The 19707-nt window shown below is 64.2% G+C and carries 18 protein-coding genes and 1 other RNA gene; 12 read left to right on the top strand and 7 right to left on the bottom strand.

Annotation, left to right across the window (positions count from 1 at the left end; translation table 11 throughout):
- Positions 1-51 precede the first annotated feature (51 nt).
- The 3 genes from B5T_RS17350 to B5T_RS17340 are packed head-to-tail and all read right to left on the bottom strand — an operon-like array spanning position 52 to position 4168.
- Positions 52-1107, bottom strand: a complete 1056-nt coding sequence (locus B5T_RS17350; protein WP_014995836.1) for a TRAP transporter substrate-binding protein — start codon at positions 1105-1107, stop codon at positions 52-54.
- Positions 1108-1127: 20 nt separating this feature from the next.
- On the bottom strand, positions 1128-2552 hold the full coding sequence (locus B5T_RS17345; protein ID WP_014995835.1) for an aldehyde dehydrogenase family protein: 1425 nt from the start codon (positions 2550-2552) through the stop codon (positions 1128-1130).
- A complete protein-coding gene (locus B5T_RS17340) occupies positions 2549-4168 on the bottom strand; it encodes a GMC family oxidoreductase (protein ID WP_041717098.1) in 1620 nt (539 codons plus the stop codon). The genes B5T_RS17345 and B5T_RS17340 overlap by 4 nt, the downstream gene beginning before the upstream one ends.
- A 110-nt stretch (positions 4169-4278) precedes the next feature.
- On the opposite strand from B5T_RS17340, the gene B5T_RS17335 reads away from it, so the two are divergent.
- Positions 4279-5019 (top strand): GntR family transcriptional regulator, encoded by a 741-nt coding sequence (locus B5T_RS17335; protein ID WP_014995833.1) that lies wholly within the window; start codon positions 4279-4281, stop codon positions 5017-5019.
- Complete coding sequence (locus B5T_RS17330) at positions 5016-6152, top strand: mandelate racemase/muconate lactonizing enzyme family protein (RefSeq protein ID WP_014995832.1); 1137 nt, start codon at positions 5016-5018, stop codon at positions 6150-6152. Before B5T_RS17335 ends, B5T_RS17330 begins: the two co-directional genes overlap by 4 nt.
- Before the next feature lie 107 nt (positions 6153-6259).
- Here B5T_RS17330 and B5T_RS17325 read toward each other — a convergent pair whose 3' ends face one another.
- The 4 genes from B5T_RS17325 to B5T_RS17310 are packed head-to-tail and all read right to left on the bottom strand — an operon-like array spanning position 6260 to position 9588.
- The gene (locus B5T_RS17325) at positions 6260-6829 is read right to left on the bottom strand and encodes a BON domain-containing protein (protein ID WP_014995831.1); all 570 of its coding nucleotides are present in this window, start codon (positions 6827-6829) and stop codon (positions 6260-6262) included.
- Positions 6829-7416: a phosphoheptose isomerase gene (locus B5T_RS17320; RefSeq protein WP_085942845.1), complete on the bottom strand. Its 588-nt coding sequence runs from the start codon at positions 7414-7416 to the stop codon at positions 6829-6831. Before B5T_RS17320 ends, B5T_RS17325 begins: the two co-directional genes overlap by 1 nt.
- The gene (locus B5T_RS17315) at positions 7416-7784 is read right to left on the bottom strand and encodes a YraN family protein (RefSeq protein ID WP_014995829.1); all 369 of its coding nucleotides are present in this window, start codon (positions 7782-7784) and stop codon (positions 7416-7418) included. Before B5T_RS17315 ends, B5T_RS17320 begins: the two co-directional genes overlap by 1 nt.
- A gap of 4 nt (positions 7785-7788) precedes the next feature.
- Positions 7789-9588, bottom strand: coding sequence for a penicillin-binding protein activator (locus B5T_RS17310; protein ID WP_014995828.1), 1800 nt, complete (start codon positions 9586-9588; stop codon positions 7789-7791).
- Between the two features lie 129 nt (positions 9589-9717).
- Here B5T_RS17310 and rsmI point away from each other — a divergent pair, with 129 nt between their 5' ends.
- The 10 genes from rsmI (at position 9718) to mraY (ending at position 19707) form a co-directional block, all read left to right on the top strand.
- A complete protein-coding gene (rsmI, locus tag B5T_RS17305; protein WP_014995827.1) occupies positions 9718-10572 on the top strand; it encodes a 16S rRNA (cytidine(1402)-2'-O)-methyltransferase in 855 nt (284 codons plus the stop codon).
- A 250-nt stretch (positions 10573-10822) separates the two neighbouring features.
- Positions 10823-11180, top strand: an RNA gene (rnpB, locus tag B5T_RS22405) — RNase P RNA component class A.
- A gap of 104 nt (positions 11181-11284) precedes the next feature.
- A complete protein-coding gene (locus tag B5T_RS17300; RefSeq protein WP_014995826.1) occupies positions 11285-12097 on the top strand; it encodes an oxygen-binding di-iron domain-containing protein in 813 nt (270 codons plus the stop codon).
- A 334-nt stretch (positions 12098-12431) separates the two neighbouring features.
- Complete coding sequence (mraZ, locus tag B5T_RS17295; RefSeq protein ID WP_014995825.1) at positions 12432-12875, top strand: division/cell wall cluster transcriptional repressor MraZ; 444 nt, start codon at positions 12432-12434, stop codon at positions 12873-12875.
- A 17-nt stretch (positions 12876-12892) separates the two neighbouring features.
- The gene (gene rsmH, locus B5T_RS17290) at positions 12893-13828 is read left to right on the top strand and encodes a 16S rRNA (cytosine(1402)-N(4))-methyltransferase RsmH (protein ID WP_014995824.1); all 936 of its coding nucleotides are present in this window, start codon (positions 12893-12895) and stop codon (positions 13826-13828) included.
- Entirely contained in the window at positions 13828-14091 is a 264-nt protein-coding gene (ftsL, locus tag B5T_RS17285; protein WP_014995823.1) for a cell division protein FtsL, read from the top strand. Before rsmH ends, ftsL begins: the two co-directional genes overlap by 1 nt.
- Positions 14088-15827: a peptidoglycan D,D-transpeptidase FtsI family protein gene (locus B5T_RS17280; protein ID WP_014995822.1), complete on the top strand. Its 1740-nt coding sequence runs from the start codon at positions 14088-14090 to the stop codon at positions 15825-15827. Before ftsL ends, B5T_RS17280 begins: the two co-directional genes overlap by 4 nt.
- Positions 15824-17296 carry a UDP-N-acetylmuramoyl-L-alanyl-D-glutamate--2,6-diaminopimelate ligase gene (locus B5T_RS17275; RefSeq protein WP_014995821.1) on the top strand — a complete coding sequence of 491 codons (1473 nt, stop codon included), beginning with the start codon at positions 15824-15826 and terminating at the stop codon, positions 17294-17296. Before B5T_RS17280 ends, B5T_RS17275 begins: the two co-directional genes overlap by 4 nt.
- Positions 17293-18624: a UDP-N-acetylmuramoyl-tripeptide--D-alanyl-D-alanine ligase gene (locus B5T_RS17270; protein ID WP_014995820.1), complete on the top strand. Its 1332-nt coding sequence runs from the start codon at positions 17293-17295 to the stop codon at positions 18622-18624. The genes B5T_RS17275 and B5T_RS17270 overlap by 4 nt, the downstream gene beginning before the upstream one ends.
- The gene (mraY, locus tag B5T_RS17265) at positions 18625-19707 is read left to right on the top strand and encodes a phospho-N-acetylmuramoyl-pentapeptide-transferase (protein WP_014995819.1); all 1083 of its coding nucleotides are present in this window, start codon (positions 18625-18627) and stop codon (positions 19705-19707) included.

Genomic DNA, 19707 nt, shown 5'->3' with positions numbered 1-19707 from the left:
TTGTCTCCCGTCGGAACGGCCTGCGCCGTCCTGACCGCGGGCTGAATTGTTTTATTGATTGCTCGCTTTATAGGACTCGAGGATGTCCAGCGCTTTCTTGGTCAGGTCCTCACCGTCCTTGCCGATCAGGGGGTAATAGTGGGGCCAGGCCGCGCGGGCTTTTTCCGCCCAGGGCGTCTCGTTCTTGATGTCGGTGATCTCGACGCCGGCTTCCTCGGCCAGCTTCCACCAGCGGGCCTCGTCCAGTGGCTGCCACCAGCGCACGTATTTCGTGGTTTCGCGACCAGCTCGCAATACTGCTTTCTGCAAGTCCGGCGCCAGGTCCTGGAACCAGCGCTCGGACACCACGATGGGGTGGGTGAGGATGGTGTAGTGCAGCCGTGAAATGCGTCCGATCACTTCGTCGAACTTCATGCCGATAATGTCGCTCACCGGGCTGTCGCCGCCTTCCACCACACCTTGCTGCAGGGCGCTGTAGAGTTCGTTCCAGGCGATCGGCGCCGGCGACGCATTCCAGGATTTATAGGTGCCGAGCATGATCGCGTTGGGCGGCACGCGCATTTTCAGCGGCGCCAGATCCGCCGGGGTTTCGATGGGCTCCGGGGCGTTGTAGAAGAAATGCCGCCAGCCGGTATTTTCCCAGCCGATAATGCGGACACCCGCTTCCTCGATCACCCGCGGTTGCAGCACCGGTGTGATGTGGTCCAGCAGGTAGTTGGATTCCTCGGTGCTCTGGGTGAGATAGGGTAGCAGCAGCACGTTCAGGCTGGGCGCTACCTGGGCCATGTTGTTGGTGGCGGGAATCGTCACCTGGATGACGCCCTGACGGGCCTGCTGCAGCATTTCCTTTTCGCTGCCCAACTGCGAGCCTGGAAAGATCACCGGGCGGATGCGGTTGTCGGTGTAGATGGCGACCAGTTCCGCGAAGCGTTTCAGCGCCACGGTTTGCGAACTCCACTCCATATTCAGGGAGTGGGCCAGCCGCATGGTGATCTGATCACCTTCCTTGGGCACCGACCGGTAGTCGAACGGATTGGGGGTGTCGGCGGCCACCGGGTTGGTCAATAAAACGGTGGCCAGCACAGCCAGTTTGGCGATTGTTCTCATGATTATCACCCTGTTGTTATTTACCAGGCCAGGTAAGCGGCCTGTTCGATGGTGTAGAAGGCGGACGCCGAAGCCCCCACCGAGTAAGCGCCCAGCCCGGAATGCTTCATGCCGCCGAACGGCATGTTCACGTCCGGCACCGTGCCGTTGTTCACGTGCAGCATTCCGTTGCGGCTTTCGTCCAGGAAGCGCTGGATCAGCGCATGGGAATCCGAGAACAGGCTGGAAGTGAGCCCGTATTCGGTGTCGTTGAGAATGGTCAGCGCCTGATCGGCGTCGTCGTAGGGCAGCACCGAGAGCACCGGGCCGAAGATTTCCTGACGGCTGGCGGTGTCGGACACGCCGGCGTTGTCCAGTAGTGTGGGGGCGAAGAAATAGCCGCCCTCGCAGCCGGGCACGGTGGCCGGCTCGCCGCCGGTGACCAGGGTGGCGCCCTCGTCCACGGCGCGGGCGGTGAGCGTTTTGACGCTGTCGAAGTGGGCACCGTTGCACAGCGGGCCCAGGGTGGTGGTAGCGTCCAGGCCATCACCCAGGCGCAGACCCCGGGCCCGTTCGGCGAGGCCCCGAACCACGGCCTGATGCAGATTCCGCTGCACGATCACCCGGCTGAGGCTGGTGCAGCGTTGCCCGCCGGTTTGAAACGCGGCGCCGAACACCTGGTCCAGGCAGCCGTCCAGGTCGGCGCTGTCATTGATGATCACGCCATTCTTGCCGCCCAACTCCAGTTGCGCGGGTACCAGGCCCTCGGCGGCGGCCAGACCGACCTTGCGGCCCACCGCCACCGAGCCGGTGAAGCTGACCCCGTCGAAGCGGCCGGCGGCGGTGAGCTGGCTGGCGAAGGCGCCGCCGCAGGGCAGCACCTGCACCAGGCCGGCAGGGAAGTGTCGCGCGGCGATTTCCGCCAGCAGAAAGGCCGCCGCCGGGGTGAACTGGGACGGTTTGATCACGAGCGCATTGCCGAAGGCGATGGCCGGGCACAGTTTGCGCAGCGGTGTCATCGCCGGGAAGTTCCACGGGCAGATGGCCAGCAGGGTGCCGCGCGGACGGCGCAGGATCAGATTGCGCACCCGTGGGCGGGCGGCGGCGGTGGTCTGCAGTTGCTGACGCGCCGCTTCGCCGGCCATGAAGCGGCCTTCGGCGCAGCCCTTGAGGGTTTCATTGCGTGCTTCATTGAGCGGCTTGCCCTGTTCCAGGGTGATGGCCTCGGCGATGCGGTCCACGTTCGCCACCACCTCATCGAGGAATGCCAGCAGCCGGTCGCCGCGCACCACCGGTGGCACCTCCGCCCACTCGGCCTGGGCGCGGGCGGCCTGGTTGAACACCCGGTCCACGGCGTCCGGGTCGGTCACTTCCGCGTAACCACCCACCACCTGGTCGGGGCGGGCCGGGTTCACGGTATCGAAGGGCGTGCCCCCTCCGAGATGGCTTCGGTAATCAAATTTCATGGTTGGGACTCCGGGTTGGCGTCTTCAAGAATCAGGGCCGCGCCTTTTTCACCGATCATCAGTGAGGGCGCATTGGTATTGGCGGAGGTCACCGTGGGCATCACCGACGCGTCCACCACGCGCAGGCCCCGCACGCCGCGCACGCGCAAGCGTGGATCGACCACGGCGCCGTCGTCGCTGCCCATGCGGCAGGTGCCGACGCAATGGAACACGGTGCCGCCGCGCTGCCGGGCGGACTCCCACAAGGCGTCGTCGCCGTCCACCTGCTCGCCGGGTTCCATCTCCACGTCCCAGAGTTCGCGGAACGCCGGTTGGCGGGCGATGTCACGGAGAATTTTCATGCCTTCGACGATCACCTTGCGGTCGTGTGGATCGGAGAAATAGCGCGGCTCGATCACCGGCGCGGCGTCCGGGTTGGCGGAGGCGATGCGCACCTGGCCACGGGAGCGCGGGTGGCACTGCCACACCGAAGCGGTGAAACCGGGGTAGCGGTGCAACGGCGTGCCCGGCTTGTCCACGGACAGCGGCATCACGTTGAACTGCACATCCGGCCGGCCACCGTCGGCGTAGCGAGTGCAGGCGCTACCGCCCACCTGGCCGGCACCCACGGTGAGGGAGCCGGAGGCGTTCAGCAGCCATTCCAGTCCCATCTTCGCCAGCTTGATTGGGTTGCGCACATCGGTGTTCAGCGACAGCTTTCGCTTCAACCGGTAGATGGCCCGCACCTGATAGTGGTCCTGCAGATTGGCGCCCACCTCCGGTGCGTCATGAATCGGCTTGATACCGTGCCGGCGCAGCAATTCAGCGGGACCGACGCCGGACAACTGCAGCAGTTGTGGCGTCTGGATGGCGCCGGCGCACAGAATCACTTCACGGCTGGCGCCGGCCCGGTGCACGGCGCCGTTCCGGCGCCATTCCACGCCCACCGCCCGGTTGCCTTCGAACAGCACCCGATTGGTGGGTGCCTCGGTGACGATGGTCAGGTTGGGACGGTCCTTGATCGGCGTCAGAAATGCCTTGGCGGAACTGCAGCGCCAGCGGCCCTTGAGGCTCAGTTGGTAGGGGCCCACGCCGCGAGTGTCGGCGCTGTTCATGTCCGGGTTGAAGGGCAGGCCGTATTGCTCGGCGGCGCGCAACCAGGCGCGGCAGGCGGGGTTGTCGGTGCGCATGTCGGAGACCCCCAACTCACCGCGGTCGCCGCGGCTGGCGTCGCCGTGGCCGGTGTAGCGCTCCAGACGGCGGAAGTACGGCAGCACCTCGTCGTAGGACCAGCCGGTGGCACCCTGTTCGGCCCAGCTGTCGAAATCCTCGCGCTGGCCGCGAATAAAGATCAGCCCGTTGATGGAACTGGAACCGCCGATCACCTTGCCCCGCGGCCAGACGATATTGCGCCCGCCACTGCCCTCGGAGGGCTCGGTGTCGAACAGACGCGCCACCCGGGTATCGTAAATCGAGCGGTAATAGCCCACCGGAAAGTGCAGCCAGAAATTGCGGTCCCAGCCGCCCGCTTCCAGCAACAGCACCCGGTTGTCGCGGTTCGCGGACAGCCGGTTCGCGACGATGCAGCCGGCCGAACCGGCGCCCACCACGATGTAGTCGTATTGTTTGTCGGACACCGTGTACTCCTTGGGATGAGAAGTCATGAAGTCCTAATGTTAGGACATCAGTTGATGCGAACGTTTCCACATGCTAGGTTTCGTGTCAAGCATTTGCCGGGAAGGGATGGATGGCTGATCACAACGACGATCGCGGGCTGATGAACGCGAGCCCGATTCCGCTCTACTTGCAGGTGGCGGACATCATCCGCTATCGGATCGGGCGGGGCGTGTGGGCGGAGGGCAGCATGCTGCCGCCCATCGAAGTACTGATGAAGGAGTTTTCGGTGTCCCGGGTGACGGTGCGCCAGGCGCTGCAGTTGCTGGCCCGCTCCGGTCTGATCAAGGTACAGCGTGGCGTCGGCACCCTGGTGCTCAAGGGCGGCGCGGACCAGCACCCGGTGAAGGTGGAAACCACCCTCAACGCCCTGGTGGAGGCTTATCGCGGTGACACACCGGTGGTCACCAACATCTCCGATTCCAGTACACCGCCGAGCCTTACCGACAGTGACGGTGTCCCGGCCGCGCACTACCAGCACCTGCGCCGGGTGCACGCCCGGCAGGGCGTGAAGTATTGCGTGATCTCCATCTATCTCGAAAAGCGCGTGTTCAAGAAGGCGGAGAAGCGTTTCCGTAACGAGATCATTCTGCCGGTGCTGATGTCCCTGGATCTGACCGTGGCGCAGGCCAAGCAGAGCATCACCATTTCCAAGGCCGATCTGGAAGTGGCGCGACTGCTGGACATGCCACTGGGCGACCCGATCGCCAACGTGCGCCGGGTGCTGGTGGACGCCGACAACACCATCATCTATGTCGCCGAGGCCACCTACCGCGGCGATTACATACATCTGGAAATGGATCTGAAAGCATGAACGACCCGGTCGCCATTCGCGCCCTCGATAGCTTTGTCTACCGGTGTCCCCTGGATACCCCGGTGGAAACCTCCTTTGGCACCATGATGGACCGGCCGATGGTGGTGGTACGGGTGACCGACCAGGATGGGCATCAGGGCTGGGGTGAGATCTGGTGCAACTTTCCCATGGTGGGGGCCGAGCACCGTGCCCGGTTGGTGGACAGCGTGTTTCGCGCGCAAATGGTGGATCGGGAATTCGATTCGCCGGCGGCGGCCTACCAGGCGTTGGAAGCCGGCACCCGGGTGCTGGCGCTGCAATCCGCCGAGCCGGGGCCGTTCGCTCAGTGTCTGTCCGGCATCGATCTGGCGCTGTGGGACCTGTGCGCACGCCGTGCCGGTCAGCCACTGTGGCAATATCTGGGCGGCGACACGGATCGAATCCCGGTGTACGCCAGCGGTCTCAACCCCACGGCGCCGGAGCGACTGGCCGTGGAGCGGGCGGCGCAAGGTTACACGCGCTTCAAATTGAAGATCGGCTTTGGCGCGAGGCGGGATCTGGCCAACCTGGCGGCGTTGCGCGAGACCCTGGGCGATCAGGCCTCGCTGATGGTGGATGTGAACCAGGGCTGGACCCTGGACCAGGCCAGGGACCAGTTGCCGGCGCTGAACCGGCTGGGATTGAAGTGGATCGAGGAACCGCTGCTGTGCACCGCGCCCTGGTCGGAGTGGCGGGCGCTGGCGGCGCTCACCGATATTCCGGTGTCCGCCGGCGAGAATCTCATGGGCGAGGCGCGTTTCCGCGAGGCCATCGATAGTGGCGCGCTGTCGATTCTGCAGCCGGATGCCGCCAAGTGGGGGGGTATCAGTCGCCTGCTGCCGCTGGCGCGAGCCATCAACAACGCCGGACTGCGCTACTACCCCCATTATCTGGGTGGCGGTATCGGCCTGCTGGCCTCCGGCCACCTGCTGGCCGCGGCGGGTGGTGAGGGCGCCTTGGAAGTGGACGCCAATCCGAACCCGCTCCGTACTGAATTGTGCGGCCCATTGAACGTGGTGGAAGGGGGATATGCATCATTGGGGCGCGCGCCGGGTATCGGTGACCTCGATGCGCTCGCCGGACTCGAGTGCTATAGGGTTGGGGAATACCTGTAACAGCCCTGACCGGGCGTCATGCTGGCGGTCGGCGTTGTCGAGTCGACTGGACACTAGCGATGTCGGGATGGTGAGGAAGGCGGGGCGGCCAGGCCGCCCCGGATAGGTCAATCTATGTATTCGATAATCTTGACGATCTTCTGCACGCCGCCGACTTTCTGAACTTTTTGCACCGCCAGGTCGGCTTCCTCATGGGTCAGCAGGCCCATCAGATAAACCACGCCGTTTTCGGTGATCACCTTGGTGCGCATACCGGGAGTATCGCCGCTGAGCACGAGGCGGCTTTTCACTTTGGTGGTGAGCCAGGCGTCGTTGGTGCGCGCCATGGCGGAGTTGTTGCCGGCCACACGCAGTTCATTGTGGACGTTGCGCACATGGCGCACTTCGCCGGCGATATTTTCCGCCTGGGCTTTCAGTGATTCACTGGCCACCTGGCCGGCCAACAGCACATTGCCGTTGAAGCTGACCACGACAATGTGGGATTCGTCCAGATCGGCGCTGGTGCGGGCCAGATTGATCTTCACCTTGCGCTCGATGTTGCCGTCCTCGATGAACGCCCCGAAGGTGCGGGAGCCGTGGTCCTGATCCACCGGCTCCTGCGACATGTTCTTGGTCATGGTGGTGCAGCCCGTGGTGAGCAGGGCGGCCAACAACACGATCAAACCGGTGACGCGCATCAGGCTCCTCCGAACAGCTGTTGATCGATAAAATCACACAGGGAGTGAATCACCAGCAGGTGCACTTCCTGGATGCGGGCGGTGGAGTGCGCCGGCACCCGGATCTCGATGTCCTGGGGACCGTACAGGTTCACCATCTCGCCGCCTTCCCGGCCGGTCATCGCCACCACCTTCATATCCCGGTCGTGGGCCGCCTGGATCGCCTGGATCACATTGGCGGAATTACCGCTGGTGGAAATCGCCAGCAGCACGTCGCCGCTGTTGCCAAGCGCGCGCACCTGCTTGGAGAAGATCTCGTTATAGCTGTAATCGTTGGCGATGGAGGTCAGGGTGGAGGAGTCGGTGGTCAGCGCCACCGCCGGCAGCGCCGGGCGCTCCATTTCAAAGCGGTTGAGCAATTCGGAGGAGAAGTGCTGGGCATCGCCAGCGGAACCGCCATTGCCGCAACTGAGAATCTTGCCGCCGTTGAGCAGGCATTCCACCATCACCTGGCCGGCCATGGCGATCACCTCGGGGAGCACTTCCCCGGCCTTTGCCTTGGTCTCCAGACTTTCGGCGAACAATTGCCTGATGCGATCCACACTCATCATTGGTCTCCGTAAAAAGCGTTTTGCACCCATTGGTAACGGACCTCTCCGTCACCATCCGGTTCCAGTCCTAGCACGTCGAAACGGCAGGGATGAGAGCCCCAGCGGGCATTATGAGCTAGAAAATGACGGGCGGCGACGTGCAGCCGCCGTTGTTTGGCGCGGGTCACCGAGGCCAGCGCGCCACCATAGTCGCGACGGCTGCGCCAGCGTACCTCAATGAAGACCAGGGTGTCGTGGTGGGTCATGATCAGGTCCACCTCACCCCGGCGGCAACGATAGTTGCGCGCTACCGGGCGCAGGCCCTGCTCCCGCAACCAGCGCAAGGCCTGCCACTCCGCCCGTTGACCACGCCAGGCGCCGAGCACCGGATCAGGGCGTCAGCAGCGGGCTGGGCAGACCCCCTTTGAAGGTGGCCCACTGCAGTTCGCGCACCACGCGTTTGCCGTCCAGGTGCAGCACGCCGGTGGCGCCGGACAAGGTGCTGCCCGGTGCGCTGTTCAGCAGTGGCAGCCGGGCCTGCAGACGGAAGGCGTCCACGCCCATGGCGAACAGGCGCGTGTAACGACCGTGGCCATCAGGCCAGTTCGCCGTGACCATATCCTTGAGCCGCGGGTCCGGGTTCAACACCCAGGGCATGTCCACGAACTGGACCCGATCCAGATCCTGGTCACGGCGCGGATCAGGGACGCCGCCGTAAATATAGGAGGTGCTGTGCACCGGCAGATAGCGAGCGTAGTGGTAATTCAGCGCCGGTTTGACCTGACGCCCCTGGTCGGCGTTGGCCACCAGGAACACAAACGCCATGTCCTCCGGGCCGCGGGGGCGGAATTCCTTGCCGCCGCTGGAACCGAGATTGCCGCGGGCCTCACCGAGGAAGGCTTTCACCGAGCCGCCGATATCGTCATCGGCGTAGGTGCGGCTGGCCACGATGGAGCCGCCTTGTGACTGCCAGGCATTGCTGAACGCCTCGGCGACACGGTAGCCCCACTCCGAATTGGGGTAGAGCACGCCTGCTCTCACCGCGCCGGCGGCGTAGCCGTCACGGGCCACCTGACGGGCCTCGTCTTCCGGCGCCAGGCCGAACTGATAGAGGCCGTTGCCGCCGTCGTCCAGGTAATTCAGCGCTAAAGTGGGCACCGGCGGGGTGCCGAGTGCGGCGATAGCAGCCACCTGGTCCTTGGCCAGCGGGCCGATCACGAACTGGGCACCATCCATCACCGCCTGCTGGTAAACCTGGGCGGCATCGGCGTCGGCGGTATCGTAGAAGCGCAGCTCGGGGGTGTAGTCGCCGTTGTCACGGGCCAGATAGTAGCCGGCCATCAAGCCGTCATGGAGCGCGTTGCCAGCATAGGAGAGCGGGCCGCTTTCCGGCAGCAGAACCGCGACCCGGGCCGGCCGTTCCTGCGCGGCGCGGCGCATGGCATTGAGGGTTTCGGGCAGCTGTGCCTGGGCCGGGTGTTGCGGCCAGCGCTGCTGCCAGTCGTTCATGCGCGCCACCTGATCATCGAGACCGGCCTGGGCGTCGCGGTAGATGTCCGCCAGTTCCAGCCAGCCGAGCAGATCACCGCTGGCACCCTCGGCTTCCTGCTGCAATTGGCTGCGCGGTACACGCAGCAGCGCCTGCCAGGTCATATCCTGGTTGTAAGCGCGGTCGGAGCGCCCCAGTCGCGGCTGGATGTCGACCCGCTCCTTGAGGCTCTCCATCAGGTTGTCGTTAAGAGCCAGGGCATCCGCGCGCAGCAAAGCCAGGCGTGCCTGCTGATCCGCGGGCAGGGAGCGGATATCCCCCTGGTAACTGTTGAGCAGGTCCAGCGCCTGTTGCGGTTTGTGCTGCCCGAGCAAGGCCTGGGCACTCAACTGCAGCCAGCGGAAACGCTGATCCATGCTCGGGGCGCCGCCGCGCACCAGCTCCAGCACTTCACTGGCTTCCCCGGCCCGGTCGTTAACCAGGTAATAACTTGCCCAGGAGAGGGCGGTATCGGTCCGCGCCGGATCCGCCATATCACCCAGGCGTTGCCTGGCTGATTCCGTGCTGGATGGGGCTTCACGGGCGGGAGCCGTGTCCATGGCGGGGGTGCCGGTGCGCTGGTACGCCCCTGGTGTCTGGACGCAGCCGGTGATGGCGAGGATCACCAGCAACGCGGCCCATTTAACCTGTCTCAATTCCATGACGGTGGGATAACCCTTTGCTACTGCGGGAATGGAGCCGGTATTGTAGGGACTTTCCGACTCGCGAATAACCCCCGGCGGCGCTGCGCGCCCCTTCTCTTGCCCTATCAGTGAGACAGAGCACGTAAAATGACCCGACCCTGCCACGACGCCGAAGCGGGCTGCCTGTACGTAGTCAGCACACCGATCGGTAATCTGGACGATATTTCCCGGCGCGCCATCCAGGTGTTACAGGAGGTGGATTGGGTGGCTGCCGAGGACACCCGGCACAGCCAGGGGTTGATGCAGCAACTGGGGATTTCCCCCCGCCTGATCAGTTGCCACGACCATAATGAGCAGCAGCGGGCTCCGGATCTGGTGGCACGGCTGGCCGATGGCGAGAGTGGCGCATTAATCAGCGATGCTGGCACGCCGCTGGTCAGTGATCCGGGCTACCGTCTGGTGCGGGCCTGCCAGGACGCCGGGGTGACCGTGGTGCCGATCCCCGGGGCCTCGGCGCTGCTGGCGGCGCTGGCGGTGGCCGGCCAGCCCAGCGACCGCTTTTTGTTTGAAGGCTTTCCGCCGGCCAAGGGCGCCGCCCGTGAACGGGTTCTGGAGCGCCTGGCCGCCGCGGACGTGACCACCATCGTTTACGAAGCGCCCCATCGGGTGCTGTCCCTGCTTGAGGCATTGGCACCGAAAGTGGCACCGGAGCGGGAACTGACCCTGTGCCGGGAACTGACCAAGCGCTTCGAAACGGTACGCCGGGGACCGGTCGCGGAGGTGCTGGAATGGGTGCGCGCCGACAAGGACCAGCAGCGCGGGGAACTGGTACTGGTGCTGGGACCGGCGCCGCAAAGCGACCTGCTCAGCGAGCGCGACCGGGCCCTGGCCCGCGCTCTGCTGGAAGAACTACCCCTGTCCCGCGCCGCCCGCGTGCTGGCCGCGCATACCGGGCTCAAGCGGCAGGCGCTGTATAACTACTTAGAAACAGTTGACAGTTGATAGTGGACAGTTGACAGCGAAAAACAAAAACAGGTGATCTTTAGCCGCTGTGGGAAGCTTGCTGGCAAGCGAATGGGGTTCGCTCAGGCGCTTGCCAGCAAGCTTCCCACAGAAAAGGCATGAATCGACTTTGTTGATACGCAAATGAATTTTGCATCTCCGCATTTTTCTTTCCGCTGTCAACTGTCCACTATCAACTGTCAACTACTTCTACCCTATCAACTGTCAACTGAATCCACTATGCTGCGCCCGGGTCGGTCAGGCAGCCGCTGGCGGGAAACCGCTGGAGGAAAGTCCGGGCTCCACAGGGCAGGGTGCCAGGTAACGCCTGGGGGTCACACTGGTGACGGTGTGGCTACGGCCAGTGCCGCAGAAAATAGACCGCCTGTTCCTTCGGGGGCGGGTAAGGGTGAAAAGGTGCGGTAAGAGCGCACCGCGCTGCTGGTAACAGCGGTGGCAGGGTAAACCCCACCCGGAGCAAGACCAAATAGGGATCCAATGGCGTGGCCCGCGCTGGATCCGGGTAGGTCGCTAGAGGTCCCCGGTGACGGGGATCCCAGATGAATGGCTGCCCACGACAGAACCCGGCTTATCGACCGGCCCACCTTATTGCCTCAATGTCGGGACCCGTCCTGGACGGGTCTTGATACAGATCAAGTACCCTCCGTCGCGCCTATGCAAAATACTTGATTTACATCAAGGAGGAGGCGCGATGACACGGGCGGATATTCTGTTCCAGCAGGGCGATCACGTGGTGGCCAGGTTTCATGATCTGGTCCAGGGCGAAGGCGTGCAGGCCAATCAGTTCGCCATTCGCCATGGTGAGCAGGGGGCCCTGATCGACCCCGGCGGCGATCTTACCTATACCCCTCTGACCATCGAATTGAGCCGCCATCTCAACCTGCGTGATCTCACCTACATTCTGGCGTCCCACCAGGACCCGGATATTATCGCCTCGCTGCCCCGCTGGATGTTGCATTCCCACTGCAAGGTGGCGGTGTCCCGGCTATGGTCGCGGTTTCTGCCCCACCTGGCGTCCACTTTCGTCACCTCGCGGGTGGGCGAGCAATGGCAGGAGCGGATTCTGGCGCTGCCGGACAAGGGAGCGGTATTGCCGTTCGCGGATTCGGAACTGTGGGCCTTGCCCGCCCACTTCCTGCATTCAGTGGGTAATTTCAGTTTTTACGATCCGGTAAGCCGTATCCTGTTTTCCGGGGATATCGGCGCCTCTCTGGGTGGGGAGGAAGGCGAGGTAGGCCGTTTCGAGGATCACATTCCGGCCATGGCCGGCTTTCATCGGCGCTACATGGCCGGCAATCGTGCTTGCCGCTATTGGGTGCGCATGGTGCGGGAATTGAATCCGGCAATGATCGTGCCGCAGCACGGAGGTTATTTTGCGTCTCGAGTGACCATTGGGCGCTTTCTGGATTGGTTGGAACGGCTGGAATGTGGCCCCGACTTGATGGGGGTGAAGGATTACCGGCTTCCCGGGAGAGTTGGCGCTCACCCAAAAAGAACGAAATAGAATTTGCAGTATATTTTATATATGCAAATGATCTAACACTTAAAGTGCTTTCTCAGCTCCAGAGCGCAGCTGTCTGATTAGTTTCAGAACCAATTTCCCTTCCTTTATTCCCCTTTCAATGTGACACAGCTAACAAACTGATTTTCAAGGAATTTCTTTTACATTCACCAATGTCGTGAAACTTGACTTGTGAAAAGCGCTGGCCATAGAGTGTCGCAATGTGGTGAAAAGTGGGATGAAGTGGGAAAAAGGCTTCGTCCGGTGTGACGAAGTGGGACGGACCGCCGCTCCCAATGCTTCGACATAAAAGGGCCGACATAGAAGGGGAAGGCCAGTGTTCAATGGGCGTACCGCGCTCAATCTGGATGCAAAAGGTCGGCTGACCGTGCCGACGCGCTACCGTGAGTCGCTGAACAGCGCTTGCGGTGGCCGCGTTGTGCTTACTCAGCACCCCTATGACGCCTGTCTGGTGATGTACCCGTTTCCCGAGTGGCGCGAGATCGCCCGGCAGGTGGCCGCGCAGAGTGACGCCCACGCCCAGGTTCGTGCGTTGAAGCGCCGGTTCCTGGGGCAGGCGGTGGAAATGGACATGGACGGCAATGGCCGTCTACTGGTGCCGCCGGAACTGCGGGACGTGGTCGGGCTGGAGAAGCGCGCCATGTTGGTGGGTCTGCTGCACCGCTTTGAAATCTGGGCCGAAGACACCTGGAACGAACTCGAACAGCAGAACCTGGACCAGGAAGCCATGCCCGAGAGCGTGCAGGCTCTGTCGTTCTGACGCCGCGAGGTCATGGCATGAACAACGGGAAGCAGTACGCGCACCAGCCGGTGATGCTGGAGGAGGTACTGGAAATGTGGTTCACGCGGGACGACGGCTTCTATGTGGACGGCACCTTTGGCCGCGGTGGCCACAGTCGTGCCTTGTTGTCCCTGCTGTCGCCCGCCGGGCGCCTGACGGGCGTGGACCGTGACCCGCAAGCGGTGGCCACCGGTGAGCAACTGGAAGCGGAAGATTCCCGCTTCCGTATTCATGCCGGCCGTTTTGACTGTCTGCCGGAACTGGTGAGTGAGGCCGGGCGGCCGATTGACGGTCTGTTGCTGGATCTGGGTGTGTCCTCGCCGCAACTGGACGACGCCAGCCGCGGGTTCAGTTTTCTGCGCGACGGCCCCCTGGACATGCGCATGGATCCGGGCAGTGGCGAAAGCGTGGCCGACTGGCTGGCCCGCGCCGATGAAAAAGATATCGCCGACGTGTTGTATCGCTTCGGCGAGGAGCGCAAGTCGCGGCGCATTGCCCGTGCCATAGTCGCGCGCCGCCAGGAAACGCCGTTGCGGACCACCCGCCAACTGGCCGATCTGATTGAGTCGGTGCTGGGCAAGGGCGATCCGGGCAAGCATCCGGCGACGCGCAGCTTCCAAGCCCTGCGCATCCACATCAACAGGGAGTTGGAGGCGCTGGAAGCGACTCTGGCACAAACGCTCGAGACGCTCGCCATCGGCGGGCGTCTCGCCGTTATCAGCTTCCATTCTTTGGAAGACCGGCTGGTGAAGCTGTTTATCCGCGACCAGTCCGGCATGGCGCCCCGGGGGCGGGGTGGACTGCCGCTGGGTGAGGAAACACCTCAGCGGCTACGGCCGCTGGGTAAGGCCCGGCGCGCTGGCGAGGAAGAAGTGCGGCATAACCCACGCGCCCGCAGCGCGGTGCTGCGCGTGGCGGAGCGGGTGGCCTGATGGCCCGCTGGCTGCATTGGCCGTTGCTGATCCTGGTAGTGGGGTCGGCATTGGGCGTCAGTTATACGGTGCACGAGGCACGCCGCCTGACCGATGAGAGTCAGCGGCTGCAACGGCGCCAGGCGCAACTGGAAACCCAGTGGGGCCAGTTGCTTTTGGAACACAGCACCTGGGGCAGTTACGCCCGGGTGGAGAGCCTGGCCAGAGAAAAGCTGGGCATGAAAGTCCCGACCACCGATGAGCGAGTGTTGACACGGCCATGAGCGCCAACAAACGCAAAGCGACACGCAAACCGGTCGCCAGCAAACGCTGGACCGGCAGACGCTGGCACCTGGTGCTGGCGTTCTGGCTGGTGTGCGCCGCTGTGCTGGTGGTGCGGGCGGTGGATCTGCAGGTGGTCGAGCACGACTTCCTGGCTCACCAGGGCGATATCCGTAATTTGCGGGTGGAGCCTCTGGCCGCCAATCGGGGTGTGATTCGTGATCGCAATGGCCGGCCGCTGGCGGTCAGTACCCCGGTGGTGACGCTGTGGGTGAACCCCCAGGAAGCGATGGAGAATCAGCAGCAATGGTCCAAGCTGACCGGCAACCCGATTATTGACCGGGCGCATTTCGCCCGGCGCGTGAAAGCGCACCCCAGCCGGGAATTCATCTATCTGGCCCGGGGGTTGGCGCCGGAACAGGCGGAATCCGTACTGTCCCTGGGCGTGCCGGGTATCTATTCGCTGACCGAGTACCGCCGCTATTACCCGGCCGGTGAAGTGACCAGTCATGTGGTCGGGTTCACCAACATTGATGAGCAGGGCCAGGAAGGCGTGGAACTGGCCTTCGACAAGCAGCTCACCGGCGCGCCGGGCCGCAAGAAAGTGGTCCGTGACCTGCTGGGACGGGTGATTCAGGACATCGAACTGATCGAGCCGGCGCGTCCGGGTGAAGATGTCACCCTGAGTCTGGATCTGCGGTTGCAGTATCTGGCGTACAAGGAGCTGATGTCCGCGGTGCAACGTTTCGGTGCCACCGGTGGTTCGGTGGTGGTGCTGGACGTGAAGACCGGCGAGGTGCTGGCCATGGTCAACCAGCCGGGCTACAACCCCAATAACCGCAGCGGCATTAATACCGCCAGCCTGCGCAACCGGGCCGTCACCGACCTGTTCGAGCCTGGCTCCACGGTGAAACCGTTCACCGTGGCCGCGGCCTTGGAGCAGGGCATGGTGACTCCCGCCACCGCCATTAATACCCACCCGGGCTATCTGCGTGTGGGGCCGAAAACCATTCGCGACCATCGTGATTATGGCGTCATCGACGTGACCACGGTGCTGACCAAGAGCTCCAACGTGGGCACCAGCAAACTGGCGCTGTCCATGGACCAACAGGTGCTGCCAGCCATGCTCGAGCGGTTCGGCTTCGGCCAGCCCACCGGCGTGCGCTTTCCCGGCGAGAGCGGCGGGGTGCTGCCGATCCGTGCCAAGTGGCGCGATGTGGAGCGGGCGGCGTTGTCCTACGGCTATGGCGTCAGCGTGACGGCTCTGCAACTGGCACAGGCCTACGCCATTCTCGGTAATCAGGGGCGCCGGGTGCCGCTGTCCATGGTCAAGGTGGATGAAGCGCCCCAGGGCGAGCGGGTGATTGGCACGGATACCGCCCGTGCCATCGTCGATATGCTGGAAACCGTGGTCGGCCAGTTGGGCACCGCCCGCCGTGCCCGTATCCCCGGTTATCAGGTGGCGGGCAAGACCGGCACGGTGCACAAGCTGACCTCCACCGGTTACGCCGAACACCGCTACCAGGGGATTTTCGCTGGCCTGGCGCCGGCCACCGATCCGCGCATCGCCGCCGTGGTGGTGATCGATGATCCGGATCAAAGCGCCTATTACGGCGGTCTGGTGGCGGCGCCGGTATTCTCCACTATTGTCGGCGGCGCCCTGCGCGCCATGCACGTGCCGCCGGACAAGCCGGAAGGGGTCATCGCCGGTGAGCCGGACGGGGAGGGTCGCACATGATCACCCTGGGCCAACTGCTGACCGATCTGGCATTGCCGGCCGACCTGGCCGGCTTGCCGGTTATGGCGCTGCGGCTGGACAGCCGGGCGGTCCGCCCTGGTGACGTGTTCCTGGCGGTGCCCGGATTCCGTGCCGATGGCCGCAGTTACATCGGTGCCGCCGTCGAGGCCGGGGCCGGGGCCATCCTGCAGGAAGGCGATGCCTTTACCGTTAACCAGAGTGGCGCGGTGCCGCGCATCGAGATTCCTGCCCTGGGGCGTGAAGTCGGCACCCTGGCAGCCCGCTTTTACGGCTGTCCCGCCAACCATCTGAACATTGTCGGAGTGACCGGCACCAACGGTAAAACCAGCATTACCTGGTTCCTGCGTGACGCCCTTGACGCCGTCGGCCACCGCTGTGGTCTGGTTGGCACCCTGGGCGTGGGGCTGAAAGGGGACGAAGCGGATACCGGCCACACCACGCCGGACCCGATCACGCTGCAGTCGGCGTTGTACGGTCTGCGGGAAAAAGGCGCCGATTACGTTGCCATGGAAGTGTCCTCCCATGCTCTGGATCAGGGGCGCCTGGGGGACACCCGGGTGCCCTGCGCGGTGTTCAGCAATCTCAGCCGCGACCATCTGGATTACCACGGCAGCATGGACGCCTATCTGAACGCCAAGCGTTCTCTGTTCACCCGTCCGGGGCTGGCCATGGCGGTGATCAACACCGACGACGAGGCCGCTTCCACGCTGGTGGCCAGCCTTGATGATGGTGTGCGTTGCGTGACCTTTGGATCCACCGATGGCGCCACCGTGCGTTGTCTGGAACATCATGCCCTGCCAGAAGGCATGGAAATGGTATTGAGCGTGGGTGGCGAGCCGTTGTCCCTGCGTCTGCCGCTGTACGGCGACTTCAACCTGAGCAATGTGATGGCGGTGGCCGGTGTACTGCACGGATTGGGCTGGAGCAACCAGGCGCTGGGTCAAGGACTGGGCGCGCTGACCTCAGTGCCCGGGCGGATGGAATCCCTGTGCCAGCCGGGGCAGCCGGTGGTGGTGGTGGATTATGCCCATACACCGGACGGTCTGGAGAAAGCCCTGAGCGGCGTGCGCGGTCATTTCCCCGGCCGGCTGTGGTGCCTGGTGGGTTGCGGCGGTGACCGTGACACCGGCAAGCGCCCGCTGATGGGCGCGGTGGCGGAAAAACTGGCCGATCGCGTGGTGCTCACCAGTGATAATCCGCGCAATGAAGCGCCGGAAGGCATCATCGAACAAATCCGCGGTGGCATGAACCGGCCGCAAGATGCGCTATGCCTGAGCGACCGGCCCGAAGCCGTGGCCAGGGCCATCGCCGAGGCCGAGGCCGGTGACGTGGTGCTGATCGCCGGCAAGGGCCACGAACGTTATCAGGAAGTGGCCGGCCATCGTTATCCCATGGACGACCGGGCCTTGGCCCGGGCGGCGCTGGCACGCCGGGGAGGGCAGGCATGATGCGGCTGTCGCGGATCAGCCAGTGGACCGGTGGCGTGCTGCGTGGCGCCGACCGTGATATCAGCGCGGTGTCCACCGATACCCGGCAACTGTCCGCCGGTGCCTTGTTCGTGGCTCTGCGTGGCGAACGCTTCGACGGCCATGCCTTCCTGGAGCAGGCCCGTGACGCTGGCGCCGTGGCCGCGCTGGTGGAAACCGATCAGGACGTTTTCGAGTCCCAGGTGACGGTGGCGGATTCGCGCCGTGGGCTGGGCCTGTTGGCGGCGGGCTACGCCGCCGGGTTCCCGGTTCCCCGGGTGGCGGTGACCGGCAACGCCGGCAAGACCACGGTGAAGGAAATGATCGCCGCGCTGCTGGGCGAAGGGACCCTGGCGACCCAGGGCAATCTCAACAACGACATCGGGGTGCCACTGACCTTGCTGCGGTTCGATGACCAGGTGCGTCAGGCGGTGATCGAACTGGGTGCCAATGCGCCGGGTGAAATTGCCTGGACCAGCTCCCTGGTACGGGCGCGGGTGGTGTTGATCACCAATGTGACCGGCGCTCATCTGGAGGGCTTCGGCACCATGGAAGGCATCGCCCGCGCCAAGGCGGAAATCTTCTCCGGCTGCGCGGCGGGCGCCACCGCGGTGATCAACAACGACGATGGCTTCGCCGACTTCTTCGCCGGGGAAGCCGCCAGGCACGGTTTGAACGTGGTCCGCGTTGGCGGCGCGAATGGCGCGCTGCGGGCCGAAGAGGTGGTTCTGGAGGACGGCGAGGTGCGTTTTCGGCTGATGCCTCAGGGACTGCCGGTGCGGGTACCGCTGGCCGGCGCCCATCAGGTGCAAAATGCGCTGCTGGCCCTGGGCGCGGTCAATGCCCTGGGTGTGGAACTGGCCGATGTGGTCGACCGCTGGCAATCGCTGAGCCCGGTGCCGGGGCGGATGAATCTGAAGACGCTGGGGGGCGGTTTGTTGGTGGATGACACCTACAACGCCAATCCCGGTTCGGTGCGGGCGGCGGTGCGCTGGCTGGCCGGCCGGCCGGCGCCGCGAACTCTGGTGCTGGGGGCTTTGGGGGAATTGGGGCCCGGCGCCGGCGACATCATGCGTTCCCTGGGCGAAGAAGCGTCCCGGGATCTGGATGTTTTGATTGCCATGCCCGGGGCGGAAGCCGCCGCGGCGGGCTTCGGCGAAGGCGCTGTTTTGGCGGCGGATCACGATGACGCCGCCGGGCGCGCCGGTGCGGTTCTCGAGGCCGGCGGCACGGTATTGGTGAAAGGCTCACGCACTGCCCGCATGGAGCTTGTGGTGCACCGGCTTGAAGAACTCAAGGGGGGACACTAAATGCTGCTTTGGCTGGCGGAGAATCTATCGAGCCTGTACAGCGGATTCCTGGTTTTCCAGTACATCACCATGCGCGCCATCATGGCGGTGCTCACCGCGCTGTTCCTGGCGTTCTGGATCGGACCGGTGATGATTCGCAAACTGCAGGAAAAACAGGTCGGCCAGGCGATCCGGGACGATGGCCCGAAGAGCCATCTGAGCAAGGCTGGCACGCCGACCATGGGCGGTGGCTTGATCCTGGTTTCCATCGCCGTGGCGACGCTGCTGTGGGCGGACCTGTCCAATCGCTACGTCTGGGTAACACTGGGCGTGCTGGTGGTGTTCGGCGCCGTCGGCTGGGTGGACGACTGGCGCAAGGTGATCGAAAAGAACCCGCGCGGCCTGCCGGCGCGCTGGAAATACTTCTGGCAGTCGGTGGGGGCGCTGGGCGCGGCGCTGGTGCTGTTCTTCACCGCGCAAAGCCCGGCGGAAACACAGCTGATCGTGCCGTTCTTCAAGAACGTGGCCATCAACCTGAGCTGGTTCTATGTGGTGCTGACCTATTTCGTCATCAACGGCACCTCCAATGCGGTCAACCTGACCGATGGCCTGGACGGGCTGGCGATCATGCCCACCGTGCTGGTGGCCGCGGCGCTGGGTATTTTTGCCTACGCCAGTGGTCACGCCGAGTTCGCCACCTACCTGCAGATCCCCTATATCGCCGGTGCCGGCGAACTGGTGGTGATCGTCGCTGGTCTGTGCGGGGCGGGGCTCGGCTTTCTCTGGTTCAACGCCTACCCGGCCCAGGTGTTCATGGGCGATGTGGGCGCGTTGGCGCTGGGCGCGGTGCTTGGTGTGATGGCGGTGATCGTCCGCCAGGAAATCGTGTTGTTCATCATGGGCGGCGTGTTCGTGATGGAGACCGTGTCGGTGATGTTGCAGGTGGCGTCGTTCAAGCTCACCGGTCGGCGCATCTTCCGTATGGCACCCATTCACCACCACTTTGAACTGAAGGGGTGGCCGGAACCGAAGATCATCGTCCGGTTCTGGATTATTACCGTAATGCTCGTACTGGTGGGTCTGGCGACCCTGAAACTGAGGTAA

The organism is Alloalcanivorax dieselolei B5, assembly GCF_000300005.1.
GTDB lineage: Bacteria > Pseudomonadota > Gammaproteobacteria > Pseudomonadales > Alcanivoracaceae > Alloalcanivorax > Alloalcanivorax dieselolei.
The sequence above is the reverse complement of the archived record's forward strand: the minus strand, read 5'-3'. Positions and strand labels throughout refer to the sequence as shown.

Bases quoted from the DNA above. Each gene is read 5' to 3' on its own strand.
- B5T_RS17350 (WP_014995836.1), bottom strand. From the start codon at position 1,107: ATGAGAACAATCGCCAAACTGGCTGTGCTGGCCACCGTTTTATTGACC.
- B5T_RS17345 (WP_014995835.1), bottom strand. From the start codon at position 2,552: ATGAAATTTGATTACCGAAGCCATCTCGGAGGGGGCACGCCCTTCGAT.
- B5T_RS17335 (WP_014995833.1), top strand. From the start codon at position 4,279: ATGGCTGATCACAACGACGATCGCGGGCTGATGAACGCGAGCCCGATT.
- B5T_RS17330 (WP_014995832.1), top strand. From the start codon at position 5,016: ATGAACGACCCGGTCGCCATTCGCGCCCTCGATAGCTTTGTCTACCGG.
- B5T_RS17325 (WP_014995831.1), bottom strand. From the start codon at position 6,829: ATGCGCGTCACCGGTTTGATCGTGTTGTTGGCCGCCCTGCTCACCACG.
- B5T_RS17320 (WP_085942845.1), bottom strand. From the start codon at position 7,416: ATGAGTGTGGATCGCATCAGGCAATTGTTCGCCGAAAGTCTGGAGACC.
- B5T_RS17310 (WP_014995828.1), bottom strand. From the start codon at position 9,588: ATGGAATTGAGACAGGTTAAATGGGCCGCGTTGCTGGTGATCCTCGCC.
- rsmI (WP_014995827.1), top strand. From the start codon at position 9,718: ATGACCCGACCCTGCCACGACGCCGAAGCGGGCTGCCTGTACGTAGTC.
- B5T_RS17300 (WP_014995826.1), top strand. From the start codon at position 11,285: ATGACACGGGCGGATATTCTGTTCCAGCAGGGCGATCACGTGGTGGCC.
- rsmH (WP_014995824.1), top strand. From the start codon at position 12,893: ATGAACAACGGGAAGCAGTACGCGCACCAGCCGGTGATGCTGGAGGAG.
- ftsL (WP_014995823.1), top strand. From the start codon at position 13,828: ATGGCCCGCTGGCTGCATTGGCCGTTGCTGATCCTGGTAGTGGGGTCG.
- B5T_RS17280 (WP_014995822.1), top strand. From the start codon at position 14,088: ATGAGCGCCAACAAACGCAAAGCGACACGCAAACCGGTCGCCAGCAAA.
- B5T_RS17275 (WP_014995821.1), top strand. From the start codon at position 15,824: ATGATCACCCTGGGCCAACTGCTGACCGATCTGGCATTGCCGGCCGAC.
- B5T_RS17270 (WP_014995820.1), top strand. From the start codon at position 17,293: ATGATGCGGCTGTCGCGGATCAGCCAGTGGACCGGTGGCGTGCTGCGT.
- mraY (WP_014995819.1), top strand. From the start codon at position 18,625: ATGCTGCTTTGGCTGGCGGAGAATCTATCGAGCCTGTACAGCGGATTC.